Below are 13,653 nucleotides of genomic sequence, written 5' to 3'. Positions count from 1 at the left end.
TGATTCTCCGGTGCGGGTTTTTTATTGGCTTGCTACGATGCGGATTAATCGGCCGCTGTTTCCGCTGTACTTGAGGCGAGGTTGGCTACGCCTTTGACGGCAGAGCCGGCAACGCTAACCGCGGCGGAACCGACCGTCACGCCGATGCTAACTGCGGTGCTGGCCACCGAGACCGCGGCGCCGGCGACCGTCACCACCGCGCAACTGCTGCACAGCAGTACTGCGCCCAGCAGGCCGGCCAGCGCAAACGCTTTCATCGGATGGTCCGGGCCGATCTCAAACGCCGAGCAGTTCGACCTCAAAAATCAGCGTTGCGTGCGGTGGAATCACGCCGCCGGCACCGCGGGCGCCATAGCCGAGTGCGGATGGAATGATCAATTTGCGCACGCCGCCGATTTTCATGCCCTGCACGCCGTCATCCCAGCCCTTGATAACGTGGCCGGCGCCGAGCGGAAACTCGAACGGTTCGTTGCGATCCTTGCTGGAGTCGAATTTGCTGCCGGCACTGCCATCGGCATTTTGCAGCCAGCCGGTGTAATGTACGCTGACATGGTCGCCGGCCTTGGCTTCTGCACCGGTGCCGACGGTGATTTCTTCGTATTGCAGTCCTGATGCGGTCATGATTGCTGACATGATTTTCCTTTTGAATTGGGGCGTGAAGTGGCCAGATTGTAGACCAAATCAGGCAGCCGGTCGCATTTGCGCCAAGGCAATAACAGGCTTGTCATCTTTTCAGGTGCCGGATTGGCAGGTACACTTTGGCCGGCTTGCGCTCTTGCGCCACACTTTATACATGATTGAATCCGATGCTCCAGCGTACCCGAATTAAAATCTGCGGCCTGACCCGCAGCGAAGATGTGCAGGCTGCGGTGGCGGCCGGCGCCGATGCGATCGGCTTCGTGTTTTACCCCGGCAGCCCGCGCTATATCGCGCCGGAAGCGGCGGCGTGCCTGATTGCCGCGATGCCGCCGTTTGTCACTGCAGTCGGTCTGTTCGTCAACGCAACGGAACAGCAGGTGGCGCAAGTGCTGGCACAAGCACCTGTTGCATTGCTGCAATTTCACGGCGACGAAACCGCAGCCGAATGCGCGGCGATTGCCAAGGCGGTCGGGCGGCCGTTCATCCGCGCACTGCGGGTGCGGCAGGATATGCGGCCTGCCGATTTGCTAGAATACGCGCAGGATTATCGTGATGCCGCCGGATTGCTGCTCGACGCCTTCGTCGGCAGCTACGGCGGCGCTGGAAAGGTATTTGATTGGTCCGTCATTCCAAAAGAACTCGCGCCTCGGGTCGTTTTAAGTGGTGGCTTGAGCGCGCAAAACGCCACTGACGCAGTGTTGCGCGTGCGCCCTTATGCGGTCGATGTCAGTAGCGGCGTCGAACTGCGCAAGGGCATCAAGGATGCCGACAAGATCCGTGCCTTCATCGACGCGATACGTCAGGCCGATGCCACCCCAGACTGACTGAGAAATATATGAGCGAACACGACACCACCCCGATTTTCCATGCGGCCGGTTATCCATTTCCCGACGCCAACGGCCATTTCGGCCCTTACGGCGGCACTTTCGTTTCCGAGACGCTGACCCATGCGCTGACGGAATTGAAGGAGGCCTATGCGCATTACAGCAGCGATCCCGATTTTCTGGCCGAATTCCACTACGAGCTGAAGCATTTCGTCGGTCGTCCGAGCCCGATTTATCATGCCAAACGCTGGTCCGAGCGACAGGGCGGGGCGCAGATCTACCTCAAGCGCGAAGACCTGAATCACACCGGCGCGCACAAGATCAATAACGTGATCGGTCAGGCGCTGCTAGCCAAACGGATGGGCAAGCCGCGCGTGATCGCCGAAACCGGCGCCGGCCAGCATGGCGTGGCCACTGCCACCATTTGCGCCCGTTTCGGCCTGGAGTGCGTGGTCTACATGGGGGCGGAAGACGTCAAACGCCAGGCGCAGAACGTCTACCGGATGAAGCTGCTGGGCGCCACCGTGGTGCCGGTCGAATCCGGCTCCAGGACGCTCAAGGATGCGCTCAATGAAGCGATGCGCGACTGGGTCACCAACGTTGAAAACACCTTTTACATCATCGGCACCGTCGCCGGCCCGCATCCGTATCCGATGATGGTGCGCGACTTCCAGTCGGTGATCGGCGAGGAATGCCTGACCCAGATGCCGGAAATGACCGGCCGCCAGCCCGATTATGTGGTGGCTTGCGTTGGTGGCGGCTCGAACGCGATGGGGATTTTCTATCCGTACATCGACCACAAGAACGTCAAGCTGATCGGCGTTGAGGCGGCCGGCGAGGGCATCGCTTCCGGCAAGCATTCGGCTTCGCTGACTGCCGGCTCGCCCGGCGTGCTGCATGGCAACCGCACTTATCTGCTGCAGGACGAAAACGGCCAGATCATCGAAACCCATTCGGTTTCGGCCGGCCTCGATTACCCCGGCGTCGGCCCGGAACATGCGTGGCTGAAGGACTCCGGCCGCGCCCAGTACGTGACGATTACCGACGATGAGGCACTGCAGGCGTTCCACGACTGTTGCCGCATCGAGGGCATCATCCCGGCGCTGGAATCGAGCCATGCGCTGGCCTACGCCGCCAAGCTGGCCGCCACGCTGCCGAAAGAGCAGACGATACTGGTCAACCTGTCCGGCCGCGGCGACAAGGACATCCATACGGTGGCCGAGCGGATGGGCGACTTTTATTAGTTCATGCTGCGATAAGCGCTATCCGATTTTGTTGCTGATAGGATACTGTACAGCGTATTTTTCGATAGCTACCAAAATAATGCAGAAGATTCGGTGTTTTTAGATATACCCCTATCTTCACAACATATAAATTACTGCGAGCCTAATCATGTCCAGAATCCAGTCCACGCTGTCCGCTTTGGCGGCGCAGAATAAAAAAGGCTTGATCCCCTTCATTACCGCCGGCGACCCCGATCCTGCACTGACGGTGCCGCTGATGCACGCGCTGGTCAAAGGCGGAGCCGACATCATCGAATTGGGGGTGCCGTTTTCCGATCCGATGGCCGATGGTCCGGTGATCCAGCGCGCTTCCGAGCGCGCCTTGCTGAAAGGGGTGGGGCTGCGGGATGTCTTGCGTTACGTTAGCGAGTTCCGCACCACCGACCAAACCACGCCGGTGGTGTTGATGGGCTACGCCAATCCGATCGAGCGCATGGGCGTCGATGCCTTCATCGCGGCGGCCAAGACGGCCGGCGTGGATGGCGTGCTGGTGGTGGATTACCCGCCGGAAGAATGCGAGCAGTTTGCCGCCGCCATGCGGGCCGAGCAGCTCGACACCATCTTCCTGCTGGCGCCGACCTCGACCGACGAGCGCATCGAAAAAGTCGGCAAGATCGCCAGCGGTTATGTCTATTACGTGTCGCTGAAAGGCGTCACCGGCTCCGGCAGCCTCGATCTGGATGCGGTGGCCGCGATGATTCCGCGCATCAAGCGCCATGTGCAGATACCGGTCGGGGTCGGTTTCGGCATCCGCGACGCGGCCACCGCGAAGGCGATTGCCTCGGTGTCGGACGCGGTGGTGATCGGCAGCCGCATCATCCAGGAGCTGGAAAACACCCCGCCGGATCAATGCGCGCAGGCGGTGGAAACCTTCATTTCCGGCATACGTCAGGCTTTAGACGAGTAGAATTGCACAAAATCATGCGGCCCAGGCGCCGTGTTTCACCAAGGAGTTCAACATGAGTTGGCTAGAAAAGCTGCTTCCCCCGCGCATTCAGCGCTCCGATTCCGCAACCCGCAAATCGATGCCGGAAGGCCTGTGGGTCAAATGCCCGTCCTGCGAGGCGGTGCTGTACCGTTCCGACCTGGAATCGAATCTGCACGTCTGCCCCAAGTGCAGCCATCATATGCGCATCCGCGCCCGCGAGCGGCTCGATGCCTTGCTCGATGCCGGCGGCCGTTACGAGATCGGCCAGGAAGTGCTGCCGGTCGATACCCTGAAATTCAAGGACAGTAAAAAGTACCCGGACCGGCTCAAGGCCGGCATCGACGTTACCGGTGAAACCGATGCGATGGTGGTTCTGGGCGGCGCCATCATGACGGTGCCGGTGGTGGTAGCCTGTTTCGAGTTCGACTTTATGGGCGGCTCGATGGGCTCGGTGGTCGGCGAACGCTTCGTGCGCGGCGTCAATACTGCGCTGGAGCAAAAAGTGCCATTCATTTGCATCACCGCAACCGGTGGCGCGCGGATGCAGGAAGGCTTGCTGTCGCTGATGCAGATGGCCAAGACCACTGCGATGCTGACCAAGCTGTCTGAAAAGCAACTCCCGTTCATTTCAGTGTTGACCGACCCGACCATGGGTGGCGTGTCGGCATCCTTCGCCTTCATGGGCGACGTCGTGATTGCCGAGCCGAAAGCCCTGATCGGCTTTGCCGGTCCGCGCGTGATCGAGAACACGGTGCGCGAAAAACTCCCGGAAGGCTTTCAGCGCGCTGAATTCCTGGTCAAGAAGGGCGCTGTCGACATGATCGTCGACCGCCGCAAGATGCGCGAAGAAATCGCCCGTCTGCTGGCGCTGCTGCAAAATCAGGCTGCGGAAACGGTGGCATAAGCGCTTTGCCGCTGCGCCAAGCCCGGGTCGGCGTACCCGGGTTTTTTTATGCGCACGGCAAATTTTCTGGCGATTTCTGCCCCGGACGACCAAGCGGGATGTCGCGCGAGCGATTACAATTGCATACTTCGTTTTTCCTACAATCTTCGCATGTCGATTCCAACTCCAAACACGCTGCCGCAATGGCTCGATTTCATCGCGCATTTGCATAGCCATGCCATCGACATGGGGCTGGACCGGGTAAAGGAAGTGTACGTCCGGCTGGGCATCGGTTTTGACGCCGCGGTCATTACGGTCGGCGGCACCAACGGCAAGGGTTCAACCTGCGCGTTGCTGGAATCGATTCTGCTGCAGGGCGGTTATCGGGTCGGCTTGTACACGTCGCCGCACTTGCTGGTGTTCAACGAGAGGGTGCGCATCGGCGGCGAAATGGTGTCCGATGCGGCGCTGATGGCGGCCTTTGCGCAGATCGAAGCCGCGCGCGGCGAAATTACCCTGTCCTATTTCGAATTCACCACGCTGGCGGCGCTGAAACTGTTTGCCGATGCCAAGCTGGATGCGGTGATTCTGGAAGTCGGCCTGGGCGGCCGTCTGGATGCCGTCAACGTGGTCGATGCGGATGTGGCGATCGTCACCAGCGTCGACATCGATCACACCGAATACCTGGGCGATACCCGCGAGAAAATCGGCTTCGAGAAGGCAGGGATTTTCCGTACCGGCAAGGCGGCGATCTGCAGCGACCCGGTGCCGCCGCAGTCGCTGATCGATCATGCGCTGGAAATCGGCGCCGATCTGTGGCTATTCGGGCGCGATTTCAATTATTCCGGCGACAAGCAGCAGTGGAATTTTAACGGTCGCGGTCAGCGCCGCAATTCACTTGCTTACCCAAGCTTGCGCGGCGCCAACCAATTGTTGAACGCCTCGGCGGCACTGGCGGCGCTGGAAGTGTTGCGCCTGCGCCTGCCGCTGAGTGCGCAAGAGATCCGCAAGGGCATCGTGCTGGTGGATTTGCCGGGTCGTTTCCAGGTCCTGCCGGGGCGACCTGCGGTGGTGCTGGATGTTGCGCACAATCCGCACGCGGCAGCCACGCTGGCGCAGAATCTGGGCAACATGGGTTTTCACCGCTACACCTACGCAGTCTTCGGCGCGATGCAGGACAAGGATATCGATGGTGTGATCGCGCAGTTGAAGTCGTGCGTCGATCACTGGTGCGTGACCGATCTGCCGTTGCCGCGTGCAGCCTCTGCTGCCGCATTGCAGCAAAAACTCCTGGATGCGGGCGTTGTTGCGCAGAATGGGCCGGCTGCCGAATCGAGCATCAATACTTTTGCGTCGCCGGCAGCCGCTTTTGCGAATGCACAAAGCAGGGCGGGTGAGGATGATAGAATCGTGGTCTTCGGCTCTTTCCTGACCGTCGCCGGCGTGCTGGAAGCGCGCCAATCCGCATCTCATTAACTCGAATCACACCACTACCGTATGAGTCTGTTCTCGTTCCTTGGCAGAAAAAAGCAGCAGGAATCCGCTACCGAAGCGCCAGACTTTACCTCGCGCTCCGCAGAAGAGTCGCAAGCGTTTCGTAGCAGCAATCGTAGCGGCAACCGCAGCACAAAGGAATCGGGCGGCGGCACCAAAGCACCTGCCGAAGCTGCGCTGCCGGAAAAAAAACGCGCGCGTCGCCGCTTGGTCGGCGCCGTCGCCTTGGTGCTGGCGGCCATCATTGGATTGCCGATGCTGTTCGATACCGAGCAAAAACCGGTGCCGGACGATATCGCGATACAGATTCCCTCGATGGATACACCGGCTGCGGCAATTGCGCCGGCTGCGCCAACTCCGCCAACTCCGCCAACTCCGCCAACTCCATCTGCCGCGGCATCGTCTTCAGGGACGGTGTCGGCTGCCGCCGGATTGGGCCAGAAAGAGGAAATTATCGATCCGGCGCCGGCAATTGCGCCAGCCGCCGGAGCAGGCAATGCCGTCGCAGGAGCCAATCCGGAACCGAAATTGGAGCCAAAACCGGAACCTAAACCGGAGCCTAAACCGGAACCTAAACCGGAACTCAAGCCTGAGCCCAGGCACGAACCCAAGCCTGAGCCAAAGCAAGCCGCCAAAGTAGATGAGGCGGCGCGCGCCCGCGCCATCCTGGAAGGGCGCGCCGAGAGCGCTGCGCCGGAAAAGAAAGCGTCAAAATTCACGCTGCAGATCGCTGCCCTGGCAACCCAGGACAAGGTTGACGAATTGCAGGGCAAACTCAAGGATGCCGGCATTACATCGTATACGCAAAAAGTCACGACCCAGTCCGGCGCGCGCATTCGGGTCAGGGTAGGGCCGTTTGCCGGCAGGGAAGAAGCAGAGAAAATGCGCGCGAAGCTGGTGCAGTTGGGTTACGGCGGCACGCTGGTGCCGGTCAACTAGCACCCCAGCCAACCAATGACAACTAATTCGTGACGATTTTCGATTATCTGGTTTTATTCGTGCTGTTGTGCTCGATTGTCATCAGCACCATGCGCGGCTTGCTCAAGGAGATACTGTCCTTGTTGAGCTGGGTAGTATCGTTCTTTGTCGCCAATGCGTATGGGGCAAGTCTGGCCGCATTGCTGCCGGAGGTTATTCCCGGCAGCACCTTGCGCTTGATCGTGGGATTTGTCGCGCTATTCATCGGCACCCGCCTGTTGATGGGCTTGCTGATGCTGGCGGTCGATGCGGCAATAAATGCCAGCGGCCTGAAGGTGGTCGATCGCGGCCTGGGCGGCCTGTTCGGTTTTGCGCGCGGGGTGGTGATTGTGCTGGCAGCGGTTTTTTTGTGCGGCATGACAGCGATTCCGCAACAGCGGTTCTGGACCGATGCGTTACTGAGTCCGCTAGTGGAAAGCGCTGCGCTTACCGTGCAGCCGTTTTTGCCGGGCGATATCGTGCGGCATGTGAAGTTTTGAATCATTTTGTTTAGGAGTCCACCATGTGTGGCATTGTTGGTGTCGTTTCTCATAGTCCCGCTAACCAGCTGATTTATGACGCTCTGCTGCTGTTGCAGCATCGCGGTCAGGATGCTGCAGGTATCGCAACCAATCACGGCAATACCTTTACCATGCACAAGGCAAATGGCCTGGTGCGTGATGTGTTTCGTACCCGCAACATGCGTTCGTTGCTGGGCAATACCGGCATCGGCCAGGTGCGCTATCCGACTGCCGGCTCGGCCAGCGAGGAAGAGGCGCAACCGTTCTACGTCAATGCGCCGTTCGGCATCATCCTGGCACACAACGGCAACCTGACTAACAGCGAGCAACTGAAGATCGAACTGTTCAAGAACGATCGGCGCCACATCAATACCGATTCCGATTCCGAGGTGCTGCTGAACGTGCTGGCGCACGAAATCCAGGAAGCCACCAGCGGCTATTCGCTCGACCCGTCGGCCTTGTTCAAGGCGGTAGCCGCCGTGCATCGTCGGGTGCGGGGCTCGTATGCGGTGGTGGCGCAAATCGCCGGCCGCGGCTTGCTGGCTTTTCGCGACCCGTTCGGCATCCGGCCGCTGTGCATCGGCGTGACCGAGAGCGCGAAGGGCAAGGAATACGTGGTGGCCAGCGAATCGGTGGCGCTCGAGGGGCTGGGCTTTCGCTTCCTGCGCGACGTAGCGCCGGGCGAAGCGATCTTCATCGACCAGGATCACGATCTGCATAGCCAGCAATGCGCGGACAATCCGAGCCTCAATCCGTGCGCGTTCGAATTCGTGTATTTTGCCCGTCCCGACTCGATCATCGACGGCGCGTCGGTGTATGCGAGCCGCCTGAAAATGGGCGAATACCTGGCCGACAAGGTCAGGAAGCAGTTTTCAAGCGGCGACATCGATGTCGTGATGCCGATTCCCGACTCTTCCCGTCCGGCAGCGATCGAGCTGGCCCTGAAGCTGAACATCCAGTACCGCGAGGGCTTCATCAAGAACCGCTACGTCGGCCGCACCTTCCTGATGCCGGGACAGGCAGTCCGGCAGAAATCGGTGCGCCAGAAACTCAACGCGATGGCATCCGAATTCAAGGGCAAATCGGTGCTGCTGGTGGACGACTCGATCGTGCGCGGCACCACCAGCCGCGAAATCGTGCAGATGGCGCGCGATTCCGGCGCCAAGCGGGTGATTTTCGCTTCGGCGGCGCCGCCGGTGAAGTTCCCGAACGTGTACGGCATTGACATGCCGACCCGCAACGAGTTGATTGCCTTCGGCCGCTCCGATGAAGAGGTCTGCCGCGAGATCACCGCCGACGCACTGATATATCAGGATCTCGATGCGTTGAAACGCTCGATCTCGGATGTCAATCCGGCTCTGAAGAATTTCGAGGCTTCCTGCTTCGATGGAGTCTATGTGACCGGCGACATTACGCGCGATTACCTGGACCGGATCGAGAATGCGCGCAACAACCCGCAGCCCTTGCTCGAAGATGCAGTGCGCTCGCAGTTGAACCTGAATCTGGCCCACGCCGACTGACCAGGCAACCCGCCTGTCCCGGTTGGGCAGGCGCACTCGTCACACCACTGAAACCTGTCATCACCTGTCACCATGAGCGACCATAAAAATACCGGGTTTACCACCAGCATCCTGCATAGCGACCGGCAAAAGTCGATCGAGCACGGTTCGCTGCACAAGCCGATCCATACCTCGGTCGCGTTCGGCTACAAGGATGCGCGCGAACTGGCTGCAGTATTCCAGGGCAAGCAGCCAGGCTATCGCTACGGCCGCCAAGGCAACCCGACCGTATCGGCGCTGGAAGACAAGATCACCCGGATGGAAGGCGCCTACGGCACCATCTGCTTTGCTACCGGCATGGCTGCCATCGGCGCCATTTTCCAGGGCTTGCTGCGCCAGGGCGACCATGTGGTGTCGTCCTCGTTCTTGTTCGGCAATACCAACAGCCTGTGGCAGACGGTAAATGCCCAGGGCGTTGCCGTTTCGTTTGCCGATGCCACCGATGTGCGGCAAATCGAAGCGGCGTTAACGCCGGCCACCCGCATCGTGTTCGTCGAAACCATCGCCAACCCGCGCACCCAGGTCGCCGACCTGAAGCGCATCGGCCGGCTGTGCCATGACCGCGGTATTCTGTATGTGGTCGACAACACGATGACCTCGCCCTACCTGTTTCAGGCCAAATCGGTCGGAGCCGGACTGGTCGTCAATGCACTGACAAAATCGATCTGCGGGCATGGCAATGCGCTGGGCGGCAGTCTTTCCGATACCGGCCTGTTCGACTGGACTGGTTTTCCGAATATTGCCGAGAACTACAAGCGATTTGCGCCGATCCAGTGGGGCATGGCGCAGGTGCGCGCCAAGGCCTTGCGCGATTTCGGCGCAGCGCTCGGGCCGGAAGCCGCGCATCATATCGCGCTCGGCGCCGAAACCCTGGCGTTGCGTCTGGAGCGCGCATGCGCCAGCGCACTGGCAATTAGCCGCATGCTGGAAGCCGATCCGCGCGTCGCCGCAGTCCATTACCCGGGCTTGCCATCGCATCCGCAACATACCCTCGCGACCGAGTTATTCCGCCATTACGGCAGTCTGTTCAGCTTCGAGTTGGCAGCAGGCATCGATTGCTTCGATTATCTGAACCGGCTCAAGCTGGGCATTCCGGCCAGCAACTTGGGCGATACGCGCACTTTGGTGATTCCGGTCGCCCACACAATTTTCTTCGAGATGGGCGCCGAGCGCCGCGCCGGCATGGGCATCGCCGATTCATTGATCCGGGTTTCGGTCGGGATTGAAGATACCGCCGATCTGGTAGAGGATTTCCGTCAGGCTTTAGAGGTTTGATGCGTAGTGGCAGTATTATTTTTTCCGCTTGTAATTCATGTTGAAATAGCATGTTTTATGCATATACAGGTCATGGGTATATGCTGCCGGCGGGCAGCGTCCATTTGTTCAGATGGTCCGGCTGATACGATTTGAATCGCTCCACCAGTGCTGCCGGCGTTGCCTCCGTCAGCAGCAGGGCCGCCTGTTCGGGGCGCAGGAAGCGCTCGGCGACGATGTGCTGCATGAAACTGATCAAGCCGTCGTAGAATCCGCCCACATTCAGCAAGCCGATCGGCTTGTCGTGCAGCCCCAGCTGCGACCAGGTAAATACTTCGAATAACTCCTCCAGCGTGCCGATTCCGCCCGGCATCGCGATGAAGCCGTCCGACAAATCAGCCATCATGGCCTTGCGCTCATGCATGTCCTTGACGATGTGCAGGCGCGTCAGGCCCAGATGGCCGACCTCCTTGTCCAGCAGCGCGCGCGGTATGACGCCGGTGGCCTCGCCGCCGAGCCGCAAGACTTCATCGGCGATGATGCCCATCAGGCCGACGTTGCCGCCGCCATACACCAGCGCGATATTGTCGCTGACCATCTCGCTGGCCAGCGCGCGCGCGGCTTGCGCATACAGCGGCGCGGCCCCGGCCGAGGAGCCGCAATAGACGCAAATTGAGTGCATTTTCATGGTGTGAAATCCATAGGGAGTTTATTTGGATTGGCCCAGATACTCGGCCGACAGCTTGTCGAACAGCACATGCGTATCGCCGCGCAGGAACGGCTCGATCACCGACAGCACCTGATAACAGCCGCGTGCCAGCGCTTCCGACATCGCCTTCTGTTCCGAGTAGTTGCGCGGATTGCGCACGTATTCGTAGGATAGCCAGTAAGTCGCCACCACCACCATGTTGGTGGCCAGCGCATCGATGGCGGCATCGCTGGCTTCGAGCGCCTTTTCGGTGCGCAATTCCTCGCACAAATGCTTGGCGACCTTGACCTTGTGCGCCAGGATCTGCTTGAAATGCAGTTCCAGCTTGCGGTTGCGCGACAGCAGGTCGTTCATGTCGCGATAAAAGAAGCGGTAGCGCCACACCAGCTCGAACATCCAGTGCAGATACAGCCAGACGTCCTCAATGCTGGGCCGGCGTTCGGCCGGAATCGCCAGGCGGCGGTTGATTTCCTCCTCGAACTGGACAAAGATCGAGTTGACGATGTCGTCCTTGTTGCGGAAGTGGTAATACAGATTGCCCGGAGAAATATTCATTTCTTCCGAGATCACCGTGGTCGTGATGTTCGGTTCGCCGAATTCATTGAACAAGCGCAATGATAATTCCAGAATCCGTTCGCGCGTGCGGCGGGGGGCTTTTTGTTGCATTGGCGGCAATCTTTCTATGTTAATACTGTCTCCGCGCAAGCTTAACATCATTAAAATCGAACGCAAACGCCATCCGCATTGCCGATGGCCGATGCGTGCCTTCACACCTTGAAATGACATTTTGCAGCGCCATGTACAGAACAGGGCAAAGACAAGGCAAGATAGACCCATTGCTGTCTCCCAAGTTTGCAGGACCCGGCTGACGCCGGGAAGATCGATTCACCAATTCTTACCAGAGGCAGGCAACCATGCAAATTCAAGTCAACACCGATAGCAACATCGAACGCAACGACGGACTGATCCGCCATGTCGAGACCGTGGTTCAGGGGGCGCTGAGCCATTTCAAGGGCCAGGTTACGCGGGTGGAAGTGCACTTGAGCGACACCAACGGCCCGAAAGCGGGCGCTGCCGATAATCGCTGCCTGATGGAAGTGCGGCTGCAAGGCTACCAGCCGATCGCGGTGACCGAGCACGCGCCGTCGCTGCACCAGTCGATCCAGGGCGCGGCGGATAAACTCAAGCGTTCGGTCGATAGCGCGCTGGGCCGGCTGGGGGCAAATGCGAAAGCGCGGCCGGTGCTGGCGGACGAGGCGGCAGTCGATGACGATGAATGAGGATGAATAACCGCTGAGCGTCTGATCCGCGGTTTGGCGGTTTTTCGCCGGCAGCCGGATTGCCGCCTCTGATATCTGATTTTCTTCGGGAATCAAGGGCAGCGATCCGGCTGCCGCGTTTTGTGCGGCTGATTCGATCAGTTGAATTCAGATAAAATGCGCAACGCTTGCGAACATGCAATTCGGCAACGCCGGCCTTCGCCGCAGCCGCCTTCCTGGCGCATCGCACCCAAAATTATTTTCACTGAAGGAAATCAAGCATGGCAGGATCCAGCCTTTTAGCCCTCATCGATGACATTGCCAGCATTCTTGACGATGTCAGCCTGATGACCAAGGTCGCCGCCAAGAAGACGGCCGGGGTGCTGGGCGACGATCTGGCACTGAATGCGCAGCAAGTCACCGGCGTGCAGGTCGAGCGCGAACTGCCGGTGGTGTGGGCGGTGGCAAAAGGCTCCTTCCGCAACAAGCTGATCCTGGTGCCGTCGGCGCTTGCCATCAGTTTTTTTGCGCCGTGGGCGGTCACGCCGCTGCTGATGCTGGGCGGCGCCTTCCTGTGCTACGAGGGCTTTGAAAAGCTGGCGCATAAATTCATCCACAGCAAGGAGCAAGACGATACCCATCAGGTCGAATTGCTGCATGCGCTGGCCGACCCGGTGGTCGATCTGGTCGCGCTGGAGAAGGAAAAAATCGAGGGCGCGGTGCGCACCGACTTCATCCTGTCGGCCGAAATCATCGCCATCGCCCTGGGTACGGTTGCCGCCGCGTCGTTCGGCGAGCAAGTCACGGTGCTTTCGATCATTGCGGTCGTCATGACCATCGGCGTCTACGGGCTGGTAGCCGGCATCGTCAAGTTGGACGACGCCGGGCTGCATTTGACGCTGCAAAATGGCGCGGGCATGTGGTCGAGAATGCAGCGCAGTTTCGGCCGCGGCATTCTGGTATTTGCACCGTACATGATGAAGAGCCTGTCGGTGATCGGCACCGCTGCGATGTTCATGGTCGGCGGCGGCATCCTGACCCACGGCGTACCTGCCGCAACTGCGGCGATCCACGCTCTGGCGCACAGCGCCGGCACGCTCCCGGTGGCGGGCGCGGCGCTGGCGGCATTGACGCCGACGCTGGCAAGTGCGGCGGTCGGGGTCGCGGCCGGCGCCGTGGTGCTGCTCGCAGTCAACATTGCGCAGCGCATGTATCGCAACATCAAAAAATAGAACAGTTTGATGCGCATCGACTGAACAGCTTTCGGTGCTGTGTGAACACGCTGTTTATTGAATCCATGAGAATTTGCCATAATGGCACTCTATTTCTTTGCATTCGAGGCA

General features: G+C 59.7%; 15 protein-coding genes. 11 read left to right on the top strand and 4 right to left on the bottom strand.

Annotation, left to right across the window (positions count from 1 at the left end):
- Positions 1-44 precede the first annotated feature (44 nt).
- Together HMCN_RS0102620 and HMCN_RS0102615 are read right to left on the bottom strand one after the other, a co-directional pair.
- Positions 45-257 carry a hypothetical protein gene (locus HMCN_RS0102620; RefSeq protein ID WP_035625465.1) on the bottom strand — a complete coding sequence of 71 codons (213 nt, stop codon included), beginning with the start codon at positions 255-257 and terminating at the stop codon, positions 45-47.
- A gap of 19 nt (positions 258-276) precedes the next feature.
- Positions 277-633 (bottom strand): FKBP-type peptidyl-prolyl cis-trans isomerase, encoded by a 357-nt coding sequence (locus HMCN_RS0102615; RefSeq protein WP_025915913.1) that lies wholly within the window; start codon positions 631-633, stop codon positions 277-279.
- A gap of 173 nt (positions 634-806) precedes the next feature.
- On the opposite strand from HMCN_RS0102615, the gene HMCN_RS0102610 reads away from it, so the two are divergent.
- The 9 genes from HMCN_RS0102610 to HMCN_RS0102570 all read left to right on the top strand — a co-directional run bounded on the left by HMCN_RS0102610 (position 807) and on the right by HMCN_RS0102570 (position 10,363).
- Positions 807-1,463: a phosphoribosylanthranilate isomerase gene (locus tag HMCN_RS0102610; RefSeq protein ID WP_025915912.1), complete on the top strand. Its 657-nt coding sequence runs from the start codon at positions 807-809 to the stop codon at positions 1,461-1,463.
- 11 nt (positions 1,464-1,474) lie between these two features.
- A complete protein-coding gene (gene trpB / locus HMCN_RS0102605; RefSeq protein ID WP_035625462.1) occupies positions 1,475-2,707 on the top strand; it encodes a tryptophan synthase subunit beta in 1,233 nt (410 codons plus the stop codon).
- 148 nt (positions 2,708-2,855) lie between these two features.
- On the top strand, positions 2,856-3,653 hold the full coding sequence (gene trpA / locus HMCN_RS0102600; RefSeq protein WP_025915910.1) for a tryptophan synthase subunit alpha: 798 nt from the start codon (positions 2,856-2,858) through the stop codon (positions 3,651-3,653).
- A 52-nt stretch (positions 3,654-3,705) separates the two neighbouring features.
- Complete coding sequence (gene accD / locus HMCN_RS0102595) at positions 3,706-4,578, top strand: acetyl-CoA carboxylase, carboxyltransferase subunit beta (protein ID WP_025915909.1); 873 nt, start codon at positions 3,706-3,708, stop codon at positions 4,576-4,578.
- A 150-nt stretch (positions 4,579-4,728) separates the two neighbouring features.
- Entirely contained in the window at positions 4,729-6,033 is a 1,305-nt protein-coding gene (gene folC, locus HMCN_RS0102590) for a bifunctional tetrahydrofolate synthase/dihydrofolate synthase (RefSeq protein WP_025915908.1), read from the top strand.
- 21 nt (positions 6,034-6,054) lie between these two features.
- Positions 6,055-6,990, top strand: a complete 936-nt coding sequence (locus tag HMCN_RS0102585) for an SPOR domain-containing protein (RefSeq protein ID WP_025915907.1) — start codon at positions 6,055-6,057, stop codon at positions 6,988-6,990.
- Between the two features lie 29 nt (positions 6,991-7,019).
- Positions 7,020-7,508: a CvpA family protein gene (locus HMCN_RS0102580; protein ID WP_025915906.1), complete on the top strand. Its 489-nt coding sequence runs from the start codon at positions 7,020-7,022 to the stop codon at positions 7,506-7,508.
- Positions 7,509-7,531: 23 nt separating this feature from the next.
- A complete protein-coding gene (purF, locus tag HMCN_RS0102575; RefSeq protein WP_025915905.1) occupies positions 7,532-9,049 on the top strand; it encodes an amidophosphoribosyltransferase in 1,518 nt (505 codons plus the stop codon).
- A gap of 72 nt (positions 9,050-9,121) precedes the next feature.
- Entirely contained in the window at positions 9,122-10,363 is a 1,242-nt protein-coding gene (locus tag HMCN_RS0102570; protein ID WP_025915904.1) for a cystathionine gamma-synthase family protein, read from the top strand.
- Positions 10,364-10,433: 70 nt separating this feature from the next.
- On the opposite strand, the gene HMCN_RS0102565 is transcribed toward HMCN_RS0102570, so the two are convergent.
- On the bottom strand, positions 10,434-11,024 hold the full coding sequence (locus tag HMCN_RS0102565; RefSeq protein ID WP_025915903.1) for a TIGR00730 family Rossman fold protein: 591 nt from the start codon (positions 11,022-11,024) through the stop codon (positions 10,434-10,436).
- Positions 11,025-11,051: 27 nt separating this feature from the next.
- Entirely contained in the window at positions 11,052-11,717 is a 666-nt protein-coding gene (locus HMCN_RS0102560) for a TetR/AcrR family transcriptional regulator (RefSeq protein WP_025915902.1), read from the bottom strand.
- 248 nt (positions 11,718-11,965) lie between these two features.
- Here HMCN_RS0102560 and HMCN_RS0102555 point away from each other — a divergent pair, with 248 nt between their 5' ends.
- Complete coding sequence (locus tag HMCN_RS0102555; protein WP_025915901.1) at positions 11,966-12,331, top strand: HPF/RaiA family ribosome-associated protein; 366 nt, start codon at positions 11,966-11,968, stop codon at positions 12,329-12,331.
- Positions 12,332-12,591: 260 nt separating this feature from the next.
- The gene (locus HMCN_RS0102550) at positions 12,592-13,542 is read left to right on the top strand and encodes a DUF808 domain-containing protein (RefSeq protein WP_025915900.1); all 951 of its coding nucleotides are present in this window, start codon (positions 12,592-12,594) and stop codon (positions 13,540-13,542) included.
- The last annotated feature ends 111 nt before the right edge of the window (positions 13,543-13,653 follow it).

The organism is Herminiimonas sp. CN, assembly GCF_000622895.1.
In the GTDB taxonomy this organism is placed as follows: domain Bacteria; phylum Pseudomonadota; class Gammaproteobacteria; order Burkholderiales; family Burkholderiaceae_D; genus AVCC01.
The sequence above is the reverse complement of the archived record's forward strand: the minus strand, read 5'-3'. Positions and strand labels throughout refer to the sequence as shown.

Coding starts and splice junctions, on each gene's coding strand:
- HMCN_RS0102620 (WP_035625465.1), bottom strand. CDS start 257: ATGAAAGCGTTTGCGCTGGCCGGCCTGCTGGGCGCAGTACTGCTGTGC.
- HMCN_RS0102615 (WP_025915913.1), bottom strand. CDS start 633: ATGTCAGCAATCATGACCGCATCAGGACTGCAATACGAAGAAATCACC.
- HMCN_RS0102610 (WP_025915912.1), top strand. CDS start 807: ATGCTCCAGCGTACCCGAATTAAAATCTGCGGCCTGACCCGCAGCGAA.
- trpB (WP_035625462.1), top strand. CDS start 1,475: ATGAGCGAACACGACACCACCCCGATTTTCCATGCGGCCGGTTATCCA.
- trpA (WP_025915910.1), top strand. CDS start 2,856: ATGTCCAGAATCCAGTCCACGCTGTCCGCTTTGGCGGCGCAGAATAAA.
- accD (WP_025915909.1), top strand. CDS start 3,706: ATGAGTTGGCTAGAAAAGCTGCTTCCCCCGCGCATTCAGCGCTCCGAT.
- folC (WP_025915908.1), top strand. CDS start 4,729: ATGTCGATTCCAACTCCAAACACGCTGCCGCAATGGCTCGATTTCATC.
- HMCN_RS0102585 (WP_025915907.1), top strand. CDS start 6,055: ATGAGTCTGTTCTCGTTCCTTGGCAGAAAAAAGCAGCAGGAATCCGCT.
- purF (WP_025915905.1), top strand. CDS start 7,532: ATGTGTGGCATTGTTGGTGTCGTTTCTCATAGTCCCGCTAACCAGCTG.
- HMCN_RS0102570 (WP_025915904.1), top strand. CDS start 9,122: ATGAGCGACCATAAAAATACCGGGTTTACCACCAGCATCCTGCATAGC.
- HMCN_RS0102565 (WP_025915903.1), bottom strand. CDS start 11,024: ATGCACTCAATTTGCGTCTATTGCGGCTCCTCGGCCGGGGCCGCGCCG.
- HMCN_RS0102560 (WP_025915902.1), bottom strand. CDS start 11,717: ATGCAACAAAAAGCCCCCCGCCGCACGCGCGAACGGATTCTGGAATTA.
- HMCN_RS0102555 (WP_025915901.1), top strand. CDS start 11,966: ATGCAAATTCAAGTCAACACCGATAGCAACATCGAACGCAACGACGGA.
- HMCN_RS0102550 (WP_025915900.1), top strand. CDS start 12,592: ATGGCAGGATCCAGCCTTTTAGCCCTCATCGATGACATTGCCAGCATT.